The following is a 17,678-nucleotide window of genomic DNA, read 5'->3' on the forward strand; positions in this document are numbered from 1 at the left end:
CGGCTCTGCTCGAGCAGGGGGTGCCCCCATGCGTGGCATAGGCGGCGGGGGTTACAGCGCGGAGGAGACGACGACGTTCGGGTTCCCCCGCGACACCTTCCGCATCCTCCACGTCAGCACCGGCAACGTGTGCCGCTCGCCGATCACCGAGCGGCTGACCCGCCACTTCGTCGCGGAGCGGCTCGGTGTGCTCGGCGGCGGGCTGATCGTGGAGAGCGCCGGCACCTGGGGCCACGAGGGCGCGCCCATGGAGTCCCACGCGGAGACCGTGCTGGCCGAGTTCGGCGCGGACCCCACCGGGTTCACCGGCCGGGAGCTGCTGGACGAGCACGTGATCCGGGCCGACCTGGTGCTGACCGCGACCCGCGACCACCGCGCCCAGGTCATCTCCATGGGGCACTCGGCGGGCCTGCGCACCTTCACCCTGAAGGAGTTCACCCGGCTGGTCCGGGCGATAGATCCGGCCACGCTGCCGCCGCTGGAGGACGGCGTGGTCATGCGGGCCCGGGCGCTGGTGCGCGCGGCGGCGGCCCTGCGCGGCTGGCTGCTCGCCCCGACCGCCGAGGCGGACGAGGTGTACGACCCGTACGGCGCCCCGCTGACCTTCTTCCGGTCCATCGGTGACGAGATACGGGACGCGCTGGATCCGGTGGTGACGGCGCTGACCGGGGTACCGGCGCGCAGGTAACGCGTACGCGATCCGGTGGGAACGGGCGCAGCGACCGCGCGTGCGCCGCTGCCCGGGCCTACATTGGGGATACGTCACCGTCGACCGCCCGGAGCCCGCCATGTCGGTCACCCCCGCCCTCGAGACCGACGTCCTGCGGCGGCAGGACCCGGCGATGGCCGAGATCCTGCTCGGAGAGCTGACGCGGCAGTCGACCACACTCCAGCTGATCGCCGCCGAGAACTTCTGCTCACCGGCCGTGCTGGCGGCCCTCGGCTCCGCGCTCGCCAACAAGTACGCCGAGGGCTACCCCGGCGCCCGGCACCACGGCGGCTGCGAACTGGTCGACGTCGCCGAGCGTGCCGCCGTCGACCGCGCCAGGGCCCTGTTCGGCGCCGAGCACGCCAACGTCCAGGCCCACTCCGGCTCCTCCGCCGTCCTGGCCGCCTACGCCGCCCTGCTGCGCCCCGGGGACACCGTCCTCGCCCTCGGCCTGCCGCACGGCGGCCACCTCACGCACGGCTCCCCGGCGAACTTCTCCGGCCGCTGGTTCGACTTCGTCGGCTACGGCGTGGACGCGGAGACCGGGCTCATCGACCACGACCAGGTCCGCCACCTGGCGCGCAACCACCGGCCGAAGGCCATCGTGTGCGGCTCGATCGCCTACCCCCGCCACATCGACTACGCCTTCTTCCGCGAGGTCGCCGACGAGGTCGGGGCCTATCTGATCGCGGACGCGGCGCACCCGATCGGGCTGGTCGCCGGGGGCGCGGCCCCGAACCCGGTGCCGTACGCCGACATCGTGTGCGCGACCACTCACAAGGTGCTGCGCGGCCCGCGCGGCGGGATGATCCTGTGCGGCACCGAGCTGGCCGAGCGCGTCGACCGGGCCGTCTTTCCCTTCACCCAGGGCGGCGCCCAGATGCACACCATCGCCGCCAAGGCCGTCGCGTTCGGCGAGGCGGCGACGCCGGCGTTCACCGTGTACGCCCATCAGGTGGTCGCCAACGCCCGGGTGCTCGCCGGTCACCTGGCCGCCGAGGGGCTGGTCGTGACCACCGGCGGCACGGACACCCACCTGATCACCGCGGACCCGGCCCCGCTCGGGGTGGAGGGCCGTACCGCGCGCGGCCGGCTCCTCGCGGCCGGTCTGGTGCTGGACTGCTGCGCGCTGCCGCACGGCGACGGCCGCGGCCTGCGCCTGGGCACGGCCGCGGTGACCACCCAGGGCATGGGCGAGCCGGAGATGGTGCGGATCGCGGCGCTGCTTGCGGCCGTGCTGCGCGGCGAGCGGGAGCCGGCCGCGGCGCGGGAGGAGGTGCGCGCACTGACCGGCCAGTTTCCGCCCTATCCCGGCTGAGCGGGGGTGGCCGACGGGGGTGCGCGGCGACGCGTACAGTCACGCGTGCAACCATCGTCGCTACCCGGCAGTCCTCATCCATATGCATCCGTCGCTAGGGTGTGGGGCTGTGATGGCCAGCGAGACCTGTGGGGAAGCCCGTGCGTGAATACCTGCTGACGCTCTGCATCACGGCCGCGGTGACGTATCTGCTGACAGGGCCGGTACGCAAGTTCGCGATCGTGGCCGGGGCGATGCCGGAGATCCGGGCCCGGGACGTGCACCGGGAACCCACTCCGCGTCTCGGCGGTATCGCGATGTTCTTCGGCCTGTGCGCCGGTCTGCTGGTCGCCGACCACCTGACCAACCTCAACGAGGTCTTCGCGAAGTCCAACGAACCGCGGGCACTGCTCTCCGGGGCCGCCCTGATTTGGCTGATCGGCGTCCTGGACGACAAGTTCGAGATCGACGCGCTGATCAAGCTGGGCGGTCAGATGATCGCCGCGGGCGTGATGGTCATGCAGGGTCTGACGATCCTGTGGCTGCCCATCCCGGGCGTCGGCAACGTCGCCCTGACCCAGTGGCAGGGCACGCTCCTGACGGTCGCCCTGGTGGTCATCACGATCAACGCGGTGAACTTCGTGGACGGCCTGGACGGCCTCGCGGCCGGCATGGTGTGCATCGCGGCGGGCGCGTTCTTCCTGTACGCCTACCGGATCTGGTACTCGTACGGCATCGAGGCCGCCGCCCCCGGCACGCTGTTCGCGGCCATCCTGATGGGCATGTGCCTGGGCTTCCTGCCGCACAACATGCACCCCGCCCGGATCTTCATGGGCGACTCGGGCTCGATGCTGATCGGCCTGGTGCTGTCGGCCGGCGCGATCTCGATCACCGGCCAGGTGGACCCGGACGCGCTGAACCTGTACGCGGGTTCGGAGAAGGCGGCGGTCCACCAGACAGTCCCGGTGTACATCCCCCTGCTGCTCCCGCTGACGATCATCGCCGTACCGGCCGCCGACCTGGTGCTGGCGATCGTCCGCCGCACCTGGCGCGGCCAGTCGCCGTTCGCCGCCGACCGCGGGCACCTGCACCACCGCCTGCTGGAGATCGGCCACTCGCACAGCCGGGCCGTGCTGATCATGTACTTCTGGTCGGCGCTGATCGGCTTCGGCGCGCTCGCCTACTCGGTCAACTCGGCGTCGATGTGGATCGTGCTCGGCGTGGTCTTCCTGAGCGCGGTCGGCTTGGTCCTGCTGCTGCTCCCGCGCTTCACCCCGCGCGTGCCGGTGTGGGCGCAGCGGTTCGTGCCGCCGCGGTACCGCAGGCGCGGCCTGGGCGCGGGGACCGCCGTGACGGCGGAGGCCGCCGGGGCTGCTGAGGCCGGAGAGGCCGCGCAGGCCCCGGACCGGGACGAGCGCACCCCCGTGCCGGCGGGCGCCCCGACCGTCAACGGGGCGACGGCGATCAGCGCTCGTTCGCGTTTCGTGGACCATCACGATGACCGGAGCTTCGGATGAGAACCGGGGCCTGGCCTTGCGCCGACCGTCCCCGCCGGGAAGTGGTTGCCACAACAGCCACTTGCCCATGGGCGGGACACGCGGCCGGAGGGCGCCCCACTGACACACGGAGGCCGTGGCCGCGCCGCAGCGGGCGTCGGTCTCCGACGCCCGGGGCCCTTGCACGCCGGTGAAGCCGGGCAAGTCGGCGCTGCTCGCTTCCATGCAGCCGTGGGTTGACTACGACAAGGTCGTGACCTGCTGATGGCGTTGCTCTCGGCGGCTCTCTGAGCCGTGCCCCTCGGCGCCCCCGTGAAGCCTGGACGAGGCCTCACGGGGGCGCCGTGCGTTGCCCGGTCGGGTGGAATGGGCGACGTCTCGCTGACGGGCAAGGTAAGAATCTGACTAGAGCATTGCCAAGTCGTGGGGGAACGAACTCCCCCAATACCAGACAAGTAGGCTCGGTTTTTGCGCAGACGGGCACTGTCACTCTCATGTGTGACAGCCAGCACACCAAGCAGGTAAAGACCTCATCAAATAGTTTGTGATACGGTTCACGAGAACCCCGGATAGAGCCGAAGGACCCCAGTGCGAGGGTCCGATGGTGTGAGGTCTCGATCACTCAGCCCGGGACTACGCTCGTCCATGACGACACCCTGCCCCCTTGTGAAAGCGGAGTTGCCGCCATGCCGTCCAATGACGCCCGGAACCTGCTGCAGATCGCTGTGCCCACAGCGGCTGCAGGTGCGATCGCCGTCGCTGTGAGCGCCGCGGTCGCGGGGGGCAAGGGTGCGCTCGGCGCGGCCGTCGGCACGGTGCTGGCCGTCCTGTTCATGGGGGTCGGCCTCTATGTGCTGCAGTGGACGGCGAAAACGCTCCCGCAGCTGTTTCAGGCGATGGGGCTGATGCTCTACGTCGCCCAGCTGCTGCTCCTCCTGATCTTCGTCGCTGTTTTCAAGGACACCTCTCTCTTCAACGCGAAGACGTTCGCCGTGTCGCTCGTCGTCGCGACCGTCGTGTGGATGGCCGCGCAGGCTCGCGCACATATGAAGGCCAAGATCTTCTACATCGATCCGGACTCCGAGAAGAGCGAGACGCCCGAGAAGACAGGGCCGAAGCCGTGAGGGGTAGGGGCGGGATAAAGGCTTGTGAGATCTCCTGCTATCGTCCGGTGCCAACTGCGGCATCGCGGGCGCGGGCATCTGAGCTGACGCCTGCTCGATCGCGAGGCTCGATGCCCCCCAGCCGCCCCCACATCCGTAACACCAGTCCGGTGCCGATCCGCGGCCGTGCGCCGCGCCGACACAACGAGGTTGCCGTACCCATGCGTCACGCCGAAGGAGCCCGCGGTGAGTGCTGACCAGACCCAGCTCGCCTTTGACTGGAGTTGTCGGATCATGTCCGACAACGGGTGCGGCTTCCCGGCTCCGGGCCTGCAGTCGTTCCTGTTCAAGCCGCTCGCCACGGTCGGGGGCGTCGAGTTCAACAAGGTGATGCTGCTCGCGCTCGTCACCACCCTGCTCGTCGTCCTGTTCTTCTCGGCCGCGTTCGGCAAGGCCAAGGTCGTCCCGGGCAAGCTGCAGATGATCGGCGAGGCCGGCTACGACTTCGTGCGCCGCGGCATCGTGTACGAGACCCTCGGCAAGCGCGAGGGCGAGAAGTGGGTGCCGCTCATGGTCTCCCTCTTCTTCTTCATCTGGATCATGAACATCTGGTCCGTGGTCCCGCTGGCCCAGTTCCCGGTCGCCTCGGTGTTCGCCTTCCCGGTCGTCCTGGCGGCGCTGGTGTGGCTCCTGTGGGTCGGCCTGACCTTCAAGCGGCACGGTTTCGTGGGCTTCTTCAAGAACGTCACGGGCTACGACAAGTCGCTGGGCGCGGTCCTGCCGCTGGTCATGGTCATCGAGTTCCTCTCGAACCTGATCGTCCGCCCGTTCACGCACGCGGTGCGACTCTTCGCCAACATGTTCGCCGGTCACCTGATGCTGGTGATGTTCACCGTCGCCTCCTGGTACCTGCTGAACAGCTGGATGATCCCGGCCGCCGGTGTCTCCTTCGTGATGACCATGGCCATGATCTGCTTCGAGCTTTTCGTTCAGGCCGTCCAGGCGTACGTCTTCGTACTGCTGGCCTGCTCCTACATTCAGGGCGCTCTCGCCGAGCACCACTGAGCCGAACCACCCGCCCCAACCCCCGTCGTCCGGTGGCCAACCCCCACCGGTCCGTAAAAGAGAAGGAAGAAACGGCATGTCCGCTGCCATCGACCTCGCCGCCGGCGTCTCCGGTTCCCTCGGTTCCATCGGCTACGGCCTCGCGGCCATCGGCCCCGGCATCGGCGTCGGCATCATCTTCGGTAACGGCACCCAGGCCCTGGCCCGTCAGCCCGAGGCCGCCGGTCTGATCCGCGCCAACCAGATCCTGGGCTTCGCCTTCTGTGAGGCGCTCGCCCTCATCGGCATCGTTATGCCGTTCGTGTTCGGTCGGTAATCAACCACTCACCGACACGTTACGACGAAAGGCACTGATGTGATCGCCAACCTGGTACAGCTGGCGGCCGAGGAGACGGAGCAGAACCCGCTCATTCCGGCCGGCCCCGAGCTGCTCGTCGGCACCATCGCCTTCGCCATCGTGTTCTTCTTCTTCTGGAAGAAGCTGCTTCCGAACATCAACAAGGTTCTGGAGGAGCGTCGCGCGGCGATCGAAGGCGGCATCGAAGAGGCCGAGGCCATGAAGGTCGAGGCCCAGAGCGTCCTTGACCAGTACAAGGCCCAGCTCGCCGAGGCCCGGCACGAGGCCGCGCGTCTGCGCCAGGAGGCGCAGGAGCAGGGTGCCGCGCTCATCGCCGAGATGCGGGCCGAGGGCCAGCGTCAGCGCGAGGAGATCGTCGCCGCCGGTCACGCTCAGATCGAGGCCGACCGCAAGGCCGCCGCGTCGGCGCTGCGTCAGGACGTCGGCAAGCTCGCCACCGACCTGGCCGGCAAGCTCGTCGGCGAGTCCCTCGAGGACCACGCCCGCCAGAGCCGTGTGATCGACCGCTTCCTCGACGAGCTTGAGGAGAAGGCCGAGGCCACGCGATGAACGGAGCGAGCCGCGAGGCCCTGGCAGCCGCACGTGAGCGTCTCGACGCGCTGACGGACTCCACGTCCGTGGACGCCGTCCGGCTCGCGGACGAGCTGGCGGCCGTCACCGCGCTGCTCGACCGCGAGGCCGGCCTGCGCCGGGTCCTCACCGACCCGGCGCAGCCCGGGGAGGCGAAGGCCCAGCTGGTGCAGCGCCTGATCGGCGGCCAGGTCAGCGGGACCACCGCCGACCTGGTGTCCGGGCTGGCCCGGTCCCGCTGGTCGCAGCCCCGCGACCTGGTGGACGCGCTGGAGGAGCTGGCCGACATCGCCGACCTGACGGCGGCGGAGAAGACCGGCACCCTGGACGACGTCGAGGACGAGCTGTTCCGGTTCGGCCGGATCGTCTCCTCCAGCACCGAGCTGCGCGCCGCGCTCACCGACCGTGCCGCCGGCACCTCGGCCAAGGCCGAGCTGCTGAACCGGCTCCTCGGCGGGCGGGCCAAGCCGGCCACCGAGCGTCTGGTGACGCGCCTCGTCACCGCGCCGCGTGGACGTAGCCTGGAGGCGGGACTGGAGTCCCTGTCCAAGCTCGCCGCCGAGCGCCGGGACCGCATGGTCGCCGTCGTCACCTCGGCGGTGCCGCTGAGCGACGGACAGAAGCAGCGCCTCGGCGCCGCCCTGACCAAGCTCTACGGGCGTCGGATGCACCTCAACCTCGACGTCGACCCGCAGGTCGTCGGCGGCATCCGGGTGCAGGTCGGCGACGAGGTCATCAACGGCTCCATCGCGGACCGGCTGGACGAGGCCGCCCGCCGCATGGCCAGCTAGCAGCAACTCGACAGACCGGTCTTTCGAGACAGTTCGAGAGACGCAGTACGTACTTACGGCCCTGGTTGGGCCGTGCAGAGGATTCACCTCATTCAGGGGGGAGTCCCCATCCCCCCAAAGTGAAACTTCGGGCCCAACAAGGAGAGCAGGGAACCCAGATGGCGGAGCTCACGATCCGGCCGGAGGAGATCCGGGACGCACTGGAGAACTTCGTCCAGTCGTACAAGCCGGACGCGGCCTCGCGCGAGGAGGTCGGTACGGTCACCCTTGCCGGCGACGGCATCGCGAAGGTCGAGGGCCTGCCCTCGGCCATGGCCAACGAACTGCTGAAGTTCGAGGACGGCACCCTCGGCCTCGCGCTGAACCTGGAAGAGCGCGAGATCGGCGCCATCGTCCTCGGTGAGTTCAGCGGCATCGAGGAGGGTCAGCCGGTCACGCGCACCGGTGAGGTCCTCTCCGTCGCGGTCGGCGAGGGCTACCTCGGCCGCGTCGTCGACCCGCTCGGCAACCCGATCGACGGTCTCGGCGAGATCGAGACGTCCGGCCGCCGCGCCCTCGAGCTGCAGGCCCCCACGGTCATGCAGCGCAAGTCGGTGCACGAGCCGATGGAGACCGGCTACAAGGCCGTCGACGCGATGACCCCGATCGGCCGTGGCCAGCGTCAGCTGATCATCGGCGACCGCCAGACCGGCAAGACCGCCCTGGCCGTCGACACGATCATCAACCAGCGCGACAACTGGCGCTCGGGCGACCCGAAGAAGCAGGTCCGCTGCATCTACGTCGCCATCGGCCAGAAGGGCTCCACCATCGCCGGCGTGCGCCGCGCGCTGGAGGAGAACGGCGCCCTGGAGTACACGACCATCGTCGCCGCCCCGGCGTCCGACCCGGCCGGCTTCAAGTACCTGGCGCCGTACACCGGTTCGGCCATCGGCCAGCAGTGGATGTACGAGGGCAAGCACGTCCTCATCATCTTCGACGACCTCTCGAAGCAGGCCGACGCCTACCGCGCCGTGTCCCTGCTGCTGCGCCGCCCGCCGGGCCGTGAAGCCTACCCGGGTGACGTCTTCTACCTGCACTCCCGGCTGCTGGAGCGCTGCGCCAAGCTCTCCGACGACATGGGCGCCGGCTCGATGACCGGTCTGCCGATCGTCGAGACCAAGGCCAACGACGTCTCGGCGTTCATCCCGACCAACGTCATCTCCATCACCGACGGCCAGTGCTTCCTGGAGTCGGACCTGTTCAACGCCGGTCAGCGTCCCGCGCTGAACGTCGGTATCTCCGTCTCGCGAGTCGGTGGTTCCGCCCAGCACAAGGCGATGCGCCAGGTCTCCGGCCGCCTCCGTGTGGACCTCGCCCAGTTCCGTGAGCTGGAGGCGTTCGCCGCCTTCGGTTCCGACCTGGACGCGGCCTCCAAGGCCCAGCTGGAGCGCGGTCAGCGCATGGTCGAGCTGCTGAAGCAGGACCAGTACCAGCCGATGGCCACCGAGGACCAGGTCGTCTCCGTCTGGGCCGGCACCAACGGCCGCATGGACGACGTCCCGGTCGCCGACATCCGCCGCTTCGAGAAGGAGCTGCTGGACTACCTGCACCGCAAGGAGCAGGGTCTGATGACCTCCATCCGCGAGGGCGCCAAGATGTCGAACGACACGATCCAGGCGATCGACGACGCGGTGGCGGAGTTCAAGAAGCAGTTCGAGACCTCGGACGGCAAGCTGCTCGGCGAGGACACTCCTGCCGCTGCCGCCAAGTGACGTAAGGAAGGGACCTGACTCATGGGAGCCCAGCTCCGGGTCTACAAGCGTCGCATCCGATCCGTCACCGCGACCAAGAAGATCACCAAGGCGATGGAGATGATCGCCGCCTCGCGCGTCGTCAAGGCGCAGCGCAAGGTGGCGGCCTCCACGCCGTACGCGACCGAGCTGACGCGCGCGGTCACGGCGGTGGGCACGGGTTCGAACACCAAGCACCCGCTCACCACCGAGGCGGAGAACCCGGCCCGTGCCGCGGTCCTGCTCCTCACGAGCGACCGCGGTCTGGCCGGTGCCTTCAACTCCAACGCCATCAAGGCCGCGGAGCAGCTGACCGAGCGCCTGGAGCGCGAGGGCAAGCAGGTCGACACGTACATCGTCGGCCGGCGCGGTGTGGCCCACTACAACTTCCGTGAGCGCAAGATCGCGGAGTCGTGGACGGGCTTCACCGACGAGCCGACGTACGCGGACGCCAAGAAGGTGGCGGCGCCTCTGATCGAGGCGATCGAGAAGGACACGGCCGAGGGTGGTGTGGACGAACTCCACATCGTCTTCACCGAGTTCGTCTCGATGATGACGCAGACGGCGCTCGACGCCCGGCTGCTGCCGCTGCGCCTCGAAGAGGTCGCCGAGGAGGCTCACCCGAAGGGCGAGATCCTCCCGCTGTACGACTTCGAGCCCTCGGCGGAGGACGTCCTCGACGCCCTGCTGCCGCGCTACGTGGAGAGCCGGATCTACAACGCGCTGCTCCAGTCGGCCGCTTCGAAGCACGCCGCCACGCGGCGCGCGATGAAGTCGGCCACCGACAACGCGGGCGAGCTGATCAACACGCTCTCCCGTCTTGCCAACGCGGCCCGCCAGGCCGAAATCACCCAGGAAATCAGCGAGATCGTCGGTGGCGCGAGCGCCCTGGCCGACGCGACCGCGGGGAGTGACCGATAATGACCACCACTGTTGAGACCGCGACGGCTACGGGCCGCGTCGCCCGGGTCATCGGCCCGGTCGTCGACGTGGAGTTCCCCGTCGACGCGATGCCGGAGATCTACAACGCCCTCCACGTCGAGGTCGCCGACCCGGCCAACGCGGGCGAGAAGAAGATCCTGACCCTGGAGGTCGCCCAGCACCTGGGTGACGGCCTGGTCCGCACCATCTCGATGCAGCCGACCGACGGTCTGGTCCGCCAGGCCCCGGTCACCGACACCGGCGACGGCATCACCGTCCCCGTCGGCGACTTCACCAAGGGCAAGGTGTTCAACACCCTCGGTGAGGTGCTGAACGTCGACGAGTCCTACGAGGGCGAGCGCTGGTCCATCCACCGCAAGGCCCCGAACTTCGACGAGCTCGAGTCGAAGACCGAGATGTTCGAGACCGGCGTCAAGGTCATCGACCTGCTGACCCCGTACGTCAAGGGCGGCAAGATCGGTCTGTTCGGCGGCGCCGGCGTCGGCAAGACGGTGCTCATCCAGGAGATGATCTACCGTGTCGCCAACAACCACGACGGTGTCTCCGTGTTCGCCGGTGTCGGCGAGCGCACCCGTGAGGGCAACGACCTGATCGAGGAGATGTCCGACTCGGGCGTCATCGACAAGACCGCGCTGGTCTTCGGTCAGATGGACGAGCCCCCGGGCACCCGTCTGCGCGTCGCGCTGGCCGGCCTCACCATGGCCGAGTACTTCCGTGACGTCCAGAAGCAGGACGTGCTGTTCTTCATCGACAACATCTTCCGCTTCACGCAGGCCGGCTCCGAGGTCTCCACGCTGCTCGGCCGCATGCCGTCCGCGGTGGGTTACCAGCCGAACCTGGCCGACGAGATGGGTCTCCTCCAGGAGCGCATCACCTCGACCCGCGGTCACTCGATCACCTCGATGCAGGCGATCTACGTCCCCGCCGACGACCTGACCGACCCGGCCCCGGCCACCACCTTCGCCCACCTCGACGCGACGACGGTTCTGTCCCGTCCGATCTCCGAGAAGGGCATCTACCCGGCCGTGGACCCGCTGGACTCCACGTCCCGGATCCTGGACCCGCGCTACATCACGCAGGAGCACTACAACGCGGCCATGCGCGTGAAGACGATCCTGCAGAAGTACAAGGACCTCCAGGACATCATCGCGATCCTCGGTATCGACGAGCTGGGCGAGGAGGACAAGCTCGTCGTCCACCGTGCCCGTCGTGTGGAGCGCTTCCTGTCCCAGAACACCCACGTCGCCAAGCAGTTCACCGGCGTGGACGGTTCGGACGTGCCCCTGGACGAGTCGATCGCCGCGTTCAACGCGATCTGCGACGGCGAGTACGACCACTTCCCGGAGCAGGCGTTCTTCATGTGCGGTGGTCTCGAGGACCTCAAGAAGAACGCGAAGGAGCTGGGCGTCTCCTGAGCCCCGTGCTCGTGTGAGGGGGCGGGTGCGTCCCGCCCCCTCACTCACGCCCTCTAGAATTGACCCCAACACCCGGCACCCCCGCCGGGTGGTGACCCGAGGAGCCACCCTTGGCTGCTGAGCTGCACGTCGAGCTGGTCGCCGCCGACCGCCAGGTCTGGTCCGGCGAGGCCACCCTGGTCGTCGCGCGCACCACGTCCGGCGACATCGGCGTCATGCCCGGTCACCAGCCGCTGCTCGGTGTGCTGGAGTCGGGCCCGGTGACCATCCGTACGAGTGAAGGTGGAACGGTCGTCGCCGCGGTGCACGGCGGTTTCATCTCGTTCGCGGACAACAAGCTCTCGCTGCTGGCCGAGATCGCCGAGCTGTCGGACGAGATCGACATCCAGCGCACGGAGCGGGAGCTGGAGCGCGCGAAGGCGGAGGGCGACGCCGCCGCCGAGCGTCGCGCGGACGTTCGACTGCGTGCCGCGGCGGGGCGCTAGACGCTGCGCGCGATGCGTTGACAGACCTCAGCCGCGGCTGGGACCGGAGCGATCCGGACCCAGCCGCGGCTGAGGCGAATGTGGGTGTTTTTTACGTTCCGTTACCTAGGAGACGAGGAGGTCGGTGCCGATGGTCCTCGCTCTGACTGTGTGCGGGATCGTGGTGGCGCTCGTAGTGGTGGGGCTGTTCCTGTTCGGTCTGCGCCGCAGGCTGATCCAGCGGTCCGGCGGCACCTTCGACTGCTCCCTGCGCTGGGACGTGCCCGAGAAACCGGACGGGGGCGGCAAGGGCTGGTCGTACGGCGTCGCCCGCTACAACGGTGACCGCATCGAGTGGTACCGGGTCTTCTCCTACGCCTTCCGCCCGCGCCGCACCCTGGAGCGGGCGCAGATCGAGGTGGCCGGCCGTCGGCTGCCCGCGGGCGAGGAGGAGCTGGCGCTGCTGTCCGACGCGGTGGTCCTCGCCTGTACCCATCGGGGCATCCGCCTCGAACTCGCCATGAGCGAAGACGCGCTGACCGGATTTCTCGCGTGGCTGGAAGCAGCCCCGCCCGGACAGCGCGTCAATGTCGCCTGAGGGATCTTCTACAGGTTGTCGCTGATCGCGCTCACCAGTTCACCGTTGCCGGTGTCGCCGCTGAACTCCCAGAAGAACGCGCCGCCGAGGCCCTGGCTGTTCGCCCAGGCCATCTTCGACTTGATGGTGGCGGGAGTGTCGTAGGACCACCAGTTGCCGCCGCAGTGCGCGTACGCCGTGCCCGCGACGGTGCCGGTGGCCGGGCAGGACGACTTCAGGACCTTGTAGTCCTCGATGCCCTGCTCGTAGGTGCCGGCCGCGGGTCCCGTGGCCGTGCCGCCCGGGGCGTCCTGGGTGACGCCGGTCCAGCCGCGGCCGTAGAAGCCGATGCCGATGAGCAGCTTCTTCGCGGGTACGCCGATCGCCTTGAACTTGGCCATCGCGTCGGCGGTGGTGAAGCCCGCCTTCGGGATGCCGTCGTACGAGGTGAGCGGGGAGTGCGGGGCCGTCGGGCCCTTGGCGTCCCAGGCACCGAAGAAGTCGTACGTCATCACGTTGTACCAGTCGACGGAGGCGGCGGCGCCCGCGTAGTCGGCGGCCTCGATCTTGCCGCCGGCCGAGCCGTCGGCGGTGACCGCGGCGGTGACCAGGTTGTTCGAACCGAACTTGGCGCGCAGCGCGGACATCAGGTTCTTGTACGCCGCCGCACCGGAGGTGTCACAGGTCAGACCGCAGGCGTTCGGGTACTCCCAGTCGATGTCGATGCCGTCGAAGACGTCGGCCCAGCGCGGGTCCTCGACCAGGTCGTAGCAGGACTGGGCGAAGGCGGCCGGGTTCTTCGCCGCGTCCGCGAAGCCGCCGGACCAGGTCCAGCCGCCGAAGGACCACAGCACCTTGATGTTCGGGTACTTGGCCTTCAGCTGGCGCAGCTGGTTGAAGTTGCCGCGCAGCGGCTGGTCCCAGGTGTCGGCGACGCCGCTGACCGACTGGTCGGCGGTGAAGGCCTTGTCGTAGTCGGCGTAGGAGTCGCCGATCGCGCACTTGCCGCCGGTGACGTTGCCGAAGGCGTAGTTGATGTGCGTGATCTTGGCGGCGGAGCCGGACGTCACCAGGTTCTTGACGTTGTAGTTCCGGCCGTAGATGCCCCACTCGGTGAAGTAGCCGAGCTTGACCTTGTCACCGGTGGGCGGGGGAGTGGTGCCGCCGCCGGTGGTGTGGACCTTGACCGCGCCGCTGACCGGTCCGGTCTGGTCGGCGGTGTCCCGGGCCCGCACGGTGTAGGAGTAGTCGGTGCCGGCGGTCAGACCGGTGTCGGTGTACGACGTGGTGGTGACGGTGGCGACCTTGGTGCCGTCGCGCAGCACGTCGTAGTTCTTGATCCCCTTGTCGTCGGTGGCCGCGCTCCAGCCGAGCTTCACCGAGGTGTCGGTGACGGAGGAGGCGGTGGGGGTGCCCGGGGCGGAGGGGGCCGCGTCTCCCGGGACCGTCGTGCCGTCGCAGCTGTCGCCGTTCAGCTTGCAGTGGGACGGGGCGCCGGGCCCGGAGCCGTTGAAGCCGAAGGAGACGGAGGCGCCGGGGGCGATGGTGCCGTTCCAGCCGACGTTCTTGGCGGTCCAGTGGTCGCCGGAGTTGGTGACCGTGGCGTCCCAGGCCGAGGTGACCTTGGTGCCGGAGGGGAAGTCCCACTCGACGGTCCAGGAGCTGATGGCGCTCGTGCCGGTGTTCTTGACGGTCCACTGGCCGCCGAAACCGCTGCCCCAGTCGCTGGTCTTGGTGAAGGTGGCCGTCGCGTTGGTCGCGGCCTGGGCGGGGCTCGCGAGACCGACCGCGCCGGCCATGGGGAGCAACAGGGTCGCGAATGCCGCCGCGGCTCTGTGTCTGAAGCGCATGCTGCGCCTCCCTCGTCATCGGGGGTGTCAGGGGCATGACTGAGCCTTCATGCCCACGGTGCTGCGAGGGTAGAAAGGTCTGGACCACAGGTCAATAGGTCTGGACCACTTCGGGGCAAGCGGGACTAGAGCCCCAACTCCCGCGCGAGGACCGCCGCTTGTACCCGGCTGCGCAGTTCCAGCTTGGCCAGCAACCGGCTGACGTGCGTCTTCACCGTGCCCTCCGCCATGTCCAGCCGGGCCGCGATCCGGGCGTTGGACAGGCCCTCGCCGACGCAGCCCAGCACCTCCCGCTCCCGACGGGTCAGCCCCTCCAGCACGTCCGGACCGTGCTCCCCGCCCCGCGCCGGGGCCGAGGCGAACTCGGCGATCAGCCGCCGGGTCACGGCCGGCGCGACGATGCCCTCCCCGCGTGCCACCGTCCGCACCGCCTCCAGCAGGTCCCGCGCCTCGGTGTTCTTCAGCAGGAACCCGGCCGCGCCCGCCCGCAGCGCCCCGAAGACGTACTCGTCGAGGTCGAAGGTGGTCAGCACCAGCACGTCGGCGAGCCGCTCCCCGACGATCCGCCGGGTCGCGGAGACCCCGTCCAGCCGGGGCATCTGCACGTCCATCAGCACCAGGTCCGGCCGCAGGCTCCGGGCCAGGGCGAGCGCCCGCTCGCCGTCCGCCGCCTCACCGACCACCTCGATGTCCGGGGCGCTGCCGAGGATCAGCACGAGCCCGGCGCGGACGGCGGACTGGTCCTCGGCGACCAGGACACGGATCATGCGGGATCTCCCTCGGTGAGCGGAAGCGTGGCGTGTACGGCCCACAGACCGTCCCGCGGACCGGCCCGGAAGGTGCCGCCGAGCAGCGCGGCCCGCTCCCGCATCCCGGTCAGGCCGGAGCCGGAGCCGGGCACGCGGGGCGTGTCGCCGGACCGGTAGGGGCTGGACACGCGGATGTCCAGCATCCCGTCGCGCTGCCGGAGGCAGACGCGGACGCGCCCCTTCGCCGCGTGCTTCAGGGCGTTGGTCAGCGACTCCTGCACGATCCGGTAGGCGGCCAGTTCCACCGGGGCCGGCACCGTGCCGTGGCCGGCGTCGAGCGTGACGTCGAGGCCGTTGGCCCGGGCGTTGTCGACCAGGGCGCCGAGGCCGTCCAGGGTGGGGGACGCGGCGGGCTCCCGGTCCCCGGAGCCGTCGCGCAGGATGCCGATCAGCCGGCGCATCTCGGCCAGCGCCTCCACGCTGTTCTCCCGGATGACGGCCAGCGAGTCCCGGGAGGTCCCCGGGTCGTCGAGGGAGAGCGCCGCCGTGGAGTGGATGGCGATGGCCGACAGGTGGCCCGCGACCATGTCGTGCAACTCGCGGGCCATGCGGGCGCGTTCGGTGGTGACGGCCTGGACGCGGTCCGCTTCGGCCAGCAGGGCGGTCTGTTCGGCGCGCAGCCGGGCGGCCTCGGCGGCGTCGCGGTGGTTGCGCACGAGCGCGCCGGTGGCGGCGGGCGCCAGCGCCACCACGCCGATGCCCACTCCGATCAGCAGGCCCTGCGGATCCCGCCAGAGCGCCGCCGGGACCACCCCGCCGAGGACCGTGAGCATCCCGGTGATCCACGGAACGCGGCGGGCGGAGGCCGGGGTGCCGTACAGGACGGCCGCGTACACCAGGTCGGTGTACAGCACGATCGTCACGATGCTGCCGAGCGTCACCGTGTCCCAGAACAGCGCGGCCGTGCCGATCAGCAGGCCGGTGCGCGGCCGGGTGCGGCGCAGCGGTTCGCACGCGGCGGTCACCGCCAGCGGCACCAGCGGCGCCCAGGGCGCGGACCACAGCACCAGCTCGTCCGAGGGCACGCGCGGGTGGATGCCGAGCGCCCACAGCAGCACCCCGCCGAGCAGCCCGCCCACGGCGATGTGCAGGTCGTCGCGGTGCGGGCGGCCGGGGGCGAGGGGCATGCCTCCATCCAACACGGCCGCGTGGCCGTGCGCCTGCACCCGGGGAAGGGGGCGGCACTGCGACTTTCGCTTACGCCGGTCTCCTCTGCGCCGACGACGACACGTGCGGCCCGGGCCGAGAAGCTGGAGGGGTGAGCGAGGGGAGCGAAGCGTGATCGTCGGACTGATCATCGCCTGTGAGGTGGCGTTCTGGGTGCTGCTGGCGGCCGGGCTGGCCTTCCGGTACGCGCTGCGGATGCCGCGCACCGGGCTGGCCCTGCTGTTGTGCGAGCCGCTGCTGGAGATCGTGCTGTTCGCCGTCACCGCGGTCGACCTGCGGAACGGCGCCGAACCCGACTGGCGGCACGGTCTCGCCGCGGTGTACATCGGCTTCACCGTGGGCCTCGGCCACTCCACCGTCAGGTGGGCGGACGCCCGGGTGGCCCACCGCTTCGCCGGCGGCCCGCCGCCCGTGAAGCCCCCCGGGTACGGCATCGCGCGCACCGTGCACGAGTGGCGGGTCGCGGGCCGCTGGATCCTGGCCTCGGTGGTGTCCCTCGCGTTGCTCCAGGGCGCGGTCTGGTACGTCGGCGACGCGGGGGACACCGGCTCGCTCCGGCAGTGGCAGCTGCGCATGCTCTGGCTGATCGGCATCAACGTGGTGATCGCCGCGAGCTACACCCTGTTCCCGAAGCGGGAGCCGCGGTCCGGCGGGGGGCCGGCCGGACCGCCGGTCGAGAACTCCGTCGAAAAGTCCGTCGACAGCGGGGCGGGACCCGGGACATCATCACGGCGATGACACGAACCGACACGCCTCCCGCCTGGGACGAGCGCACCCAGCTGACCACCTTCCTCACCTACGTCCGCGCCACCGCGCGCGCCAAGTGCGAGGAACTCTCCGACGAGGACGCCGTGAAGGCGGTCCTCCCCGGCTCACCGCTGATGACGCTGAGCGGGCTGATCAGCCATCTGCGCTGGGTCGAGTACTACTGGTTCCGGGTCGCCTTCCTGGGGGAGCCGGACGAGGGCCCCTGGACCGAGGAGGACCCCGACCGCGAGATGCGGATCGCCGTCGACATCCCGCTGTCCCGGCTGCTCGACGAGTACGCAGCGGACAGCGCCCGGTACGACGAACTCGTCGCCGCGCACGACCTGGACACCAAGGCACAGGTGAAGCGGGGCGACGGCGACCCGGTGGACCTGCGCTGGATCCTGCTCCACCTCATCGAGGAGACGGCCCGGCACAACGGCCACCTCGACATCCTGCGCGAGCTGATCGACGGCCGGACCGGCGACTAGGCGGAACCGGGCCAGGGCCTCTCTTTTTCGGGTCGACCCCGGCACGATCCGAAGGAGA

The 17,678-nt window shown here is 69.9% G+C and carries 18 protein-coding genes; 15 read left to right on the forward strand and 3 right to left on the reverse strand.

The annotated features are described in order from the left end of the window. Positions 1-28: 28 nt before the first annotated feature. The 13 genes from ACZ7N4_RS32975 to ACZ7N4_RS33035 all read left to right on the forward strand — a co-directional run bounded on the left by ACZ7N4_RS32975 (position 29) and on the right by ACZ7N4_RS33035 (position 12,577). Positions 29-688: an arsenate reductase/protein-tyrosine-phosphatase family protein gene (locus ACZ7N4_RS32975; protein ID WP_467931192.1), complete on the forward strand. Its 660-nt coding sequence runs from the start codon at positions 29-31 to the stop codon at positions 686-688. Between the two features lie 100 nt (positions 689-788). Further along, a complete protein-coding gene (locus ACZ7N4_RS32980; protein ID WP_471365922.1) occupies positions 789-2,027 on the forward strand; it encodes a serine hydroxymethyltransferase in 1,239 nt (412 codons plus the stop codon). 140 nt (positions 2,028-2,167) lie between these two features. Then, entirely contained in the window at positions 2,168-3,523 is a 1,356-nt protein-coding gene (locus tag ACZ7N4_RS32985; RefSeq protein WP_471365925.1) for an MraY family glycosyltransferase, read from the forward strand. A gap of 665 nt (positions 3,524-4,188) precedes the next feature. After that, positions 4,189-4,626, forward strand: coding sequence for a hypothetical protein (locus tag ACZ7N4_RS32990; RefSeq protein ID WP_471365930.1), 438 nt, complete (start codon positions 4,189-4,191; stop codon positions 4,624-4,626). Positions 4,627-4,899: 273 nt separating this feature from the next. Beyond that, entirely contained in the window at positions 4,900-5,670 is a 771-nt protein-coding gene (atpB, locus tag ACZ7N4_RS32995; RefSeq protein WP_471365934.1) for a F0F1 ATP synthase subunit A, read from the forward strand. A gap of 76 nt (positions 5,671-5,746) precedes the next feature. Further along, positions 5,747-5,986, forward strand: coding sequence for an ATP synthase F0 subunit C (atpE, locus tag ACZ7N4_RS33000; protein ID WP_009190636.1), 240 nt, complete (start codon positions 5,747-5,749; stop codon positions 5,984-5,986). Between the two features lie 39 nt (positions 5,987-6,025). Further along, the gene (locus ACZ7N4_RS33005; RefSeq protein WP_471365937.1) at positions 6,026-6,577 is read left to right on the forward strand and encodes a F0F1 ATP synthase subunit B; all 552 of its coding nucleotides are present in this window, start codon (positions 6,026-6,028) and stop codon (positions 6,575-6,577) included. Next, positions 6,574-7,389: a F0F1 ATP synthase subunit delta gene (locus tag ACZ7N4_RS33010; protein ID WP_471365940.1), complete on the forward strand. Its 816-nt coding sequence runs from the start codon at positions 6,574-6,576 to the stop codon at positions 7,387-7,389. Before ACZ7N4_RS33005 ends, ACZ7N4_RS33010 begins: the two co-directional genes overlap by 4 nt. A 158-nt stretch (positions 7,390-7,547) precedes the next feature. Beyond that, positions 7,548-9,140 carry a F0F1 ATP synthase subunit alpha gene (atpA, locus tag ACZ7N4_RS33015; protein ID WP_471365948.1) on the forward strand — a complete coding sequence of 531 codons (1,593 nt, stop codon included), beginning with the start codon at positions 7,548-7,550 and terminating at the stop codon, positions 9,138-9,140. 21 nt (positions 9,141-9,161) lie between these two features. Next, entirely contained in the window at positions 9,162-10,079 is a 918-nt protein-coding gene (locus ACZ7N4_RS33020) for a F0F1 ATP synthase subunit gamma (RefSeq protein WP_053708321.1), read from the forward strand. Next, positions 10,079-11,515: a F0F1 ATP synthase subunit beta gene (atpD, locus tag ACZ7N4_RS33025; RefSeq protein WP_471365953.1), complete on the forward strand. Its 1,437-nt coding sequence runs from the start codon at positions 10,079-10,081 to the stop codon at positions 11,513-11,515. The genes ACZ7N4_RS33020 and atpD overlap by 1 nt, the downstream gene beginning before the upstream one ends. Before the next feature lie 110 nt (positions 11,516-11,625). Then, a complete protein-coding gene (locus tag ACZ7N4_RS33030; RefSeq protein WP_471365958.1) occupies positions 11,626-12,000 on the forward strand; it encodes a F0F1 ATP synthase subunit epsilon in 375 nt (124 codons plus the stop codon). A 130-nt stretch (positions 12,001-12,130) separates the two neighbouring features. Beyond that, complete coding sequence (locus ACZ7N4_RS33035; RefSeq protein WP_471365962.1) at positions 12,131-12,577, forward strand: DUF2550 domain-containing protein; 447 nt, start codon at positions 12,131-12,133, stop codon at positions 12,575-12,577. An 8-nt stretch (positions 12,578-12,585) separates the two neighbouring features. Here the strand turns inward: ACZ7N4_RS33035 and ACZ7N4_RS33040 are convergent, their stop codons facing one another. The 3 genes from ACZ7N4_RS33040 to ACZ7N4_RS33050 all read right to left on the reverse strand — a co-directional run bounded on the left by ACZ7N4_RS33040 (position 12,586) and on the right by ACZ7N4_RS33050 (position 16,342). Further along, positions 12,586-14,406, reverse strand: coding sequence for a glycosyl hydrolase family 18 protein (locus ACZ7N4_RS33040; RefSeq protein ID WP_471365965.1), 1,821 nt, complete (start codon positions 14,404-14,406; stop codon positions 12,586-12,588). 125 nt (positions 14,407-14,531) lie between these two features. Then, positions 14,532-15,173: a response regulator gene (locus ACZ7N4_RS33045; RefSeq protein ID WP_471365968.1), complete on the reverse strand. Its 642-nt coding sequence runs from the start codon at positions 15,171-15,173 to the stop codon at positions 14,532-14,534. Beyond that, positions 15,170-16,342 carry a sensor histidine kinase gene (locus tag ACZ7N4_RS33050; RefSeq protein WP_471365970.1) on the reverse strand — a complete coding sequence of 391 codons (1,173 nt, stop codon included), beginning with the start codon at positions 16,340-16,342 and terminating at the stop codon, positions 15,170-15,172. Before ACZ7N4_RS33050 ends, ACZ7N4_RS33045 begins: the two co-directional genes overlap by 4 nt. A gap of 151 nt (positions 16,343-16,493) precedes the next feature. On the opposite strand from ACZ7N4_RS33050, the gene ACZ7N4_RS33055 reads away from it, so the two are divergent. Continuing rightward, on the forward strand, positions 16,494-17,120 hold the full coding sequence (locus ACZ7N4_RS33055) for a hypothetical protein (protein ID WP_471365973.1): 627 nt from the start codon (positions 16,494-16,496) through the stop codon (positions 17,118-17,120). Beyond that, on the forward strand, positions 17,117-17,620 hold the full coding sequence (locus tag ACZ7N4_RS33060) for a DinB family protein (RefSeq protein WP_471365975.1): 504 nt from the start codon (positions 17,117-17,119) through the stop codon (positions 17,618-17,620). The genes ACZ7N4_RS33055 and ACZ7N4_RS33060 overlap by 4 nt, the downstream gene beginning before the upstream one ends. Positions 17,621-17,678 lie beyond the last annotated feature (58 nt).

The sequence above is a fragment of the Streptomyces sp. NPDC107654 genome, from assembly GCF_055639035.1.

Coding starts and splice junctions, on each gene's coding strand:
- ACZ7N4_RS33020 (WP_053708321.1), top strand. CDS start 9,162: ATGGGAGCCCAGCTCCGGGTCTACAAGCGTCGCATCCGATCCGTCACC.
- atpB (WP_471365934.1), top strand. CDS start 4,900: ATGTCCGACAACGGGTGCGGCTTCCCGGCTCCGGGCCTGCAGTCGTTC.
- ACZ7N4_RS32975 (WP_467931192.1), top strand. CDS start 29: ATGCGTGGCATAGGCGGCGGGGGTTACAGCGCGGAGGAGACGACGACG.
- atpD (WP_471365953.1), top strand. CDS start 10,079: ATGACCACCACTGTTGAGACCGCGACGGCTACGGGCCGCGTCGCCCGG.
- ACZ7N4_RS33035 (WP_471365962.1), top strand. CDS start 12,131: ATGGTCCTCGCTCTGACTGTGTGCGGGATCGTGGTGGCGCTCGTAGTG.
- ACZ7N4_RS33045 (WP_471365968.1), bottom strand. CDS start 15,173: ATGATCCGTGTCCTGGTCGCCGAGGACCAGTCCGCCGTCCGCGCCGGG.
- ACZ7N4_RS33040 (WP_471365965.1), bottom strand. CDS start 14,406: ATGCGCTTCAGACACAGAGCCGCGGCGGCATTCGCGACCCTGTTGCTC.
- atpE (WP_009190636.1), top strand. CDS start 5,747: ATGTCCGCTGCCATCGACCTCGCCGCCGGCGTCTCCGGTTCCCTCGGT.
- ACZ7N4_RS32980 (WP_471365922.1), top strand. CDS start 789: ATGTCGGTCACCCCCGCCCTCGAGACCGACGTCCTGCGGCGGCAGGAC.
- ACZ7N4_RS33050 (WP_471365970.1), bottom strand. CDS start 16,342: ATGCCCCTCGCCCCCGGCCGCCCGCACCGCGACGACCTGCACATCGCC.
- ACZ7N4_RS32990 (WP_471365930.1), top strand. CDS start 4,189: ATGCCGTCCAATGACGCCCGGAACCTGCTGCAGATCGCTGTGCCCACA.
- ACZ7N4_RS33010 (WP_471365940.1), top strand. CDS start 6,574: ATGAACGGAGCGAGCCGCGAGGCCCTGGCAGCCGCACGTGAGCGTCTC.
- ACZ7N4_RS33060 (WP_471365975.1), top strand. CDS start 17,117: ATGACACGAACCGACACGCCTCCCGCCTGGGACGAGCGCACCCAGCTG.
- atpA (WP_471365948.1), top strand. CDS start 7,548: ATGGCGGAGCTCACGATCCGGCCGGAGGAGATCCGGGACGCACTGGAG.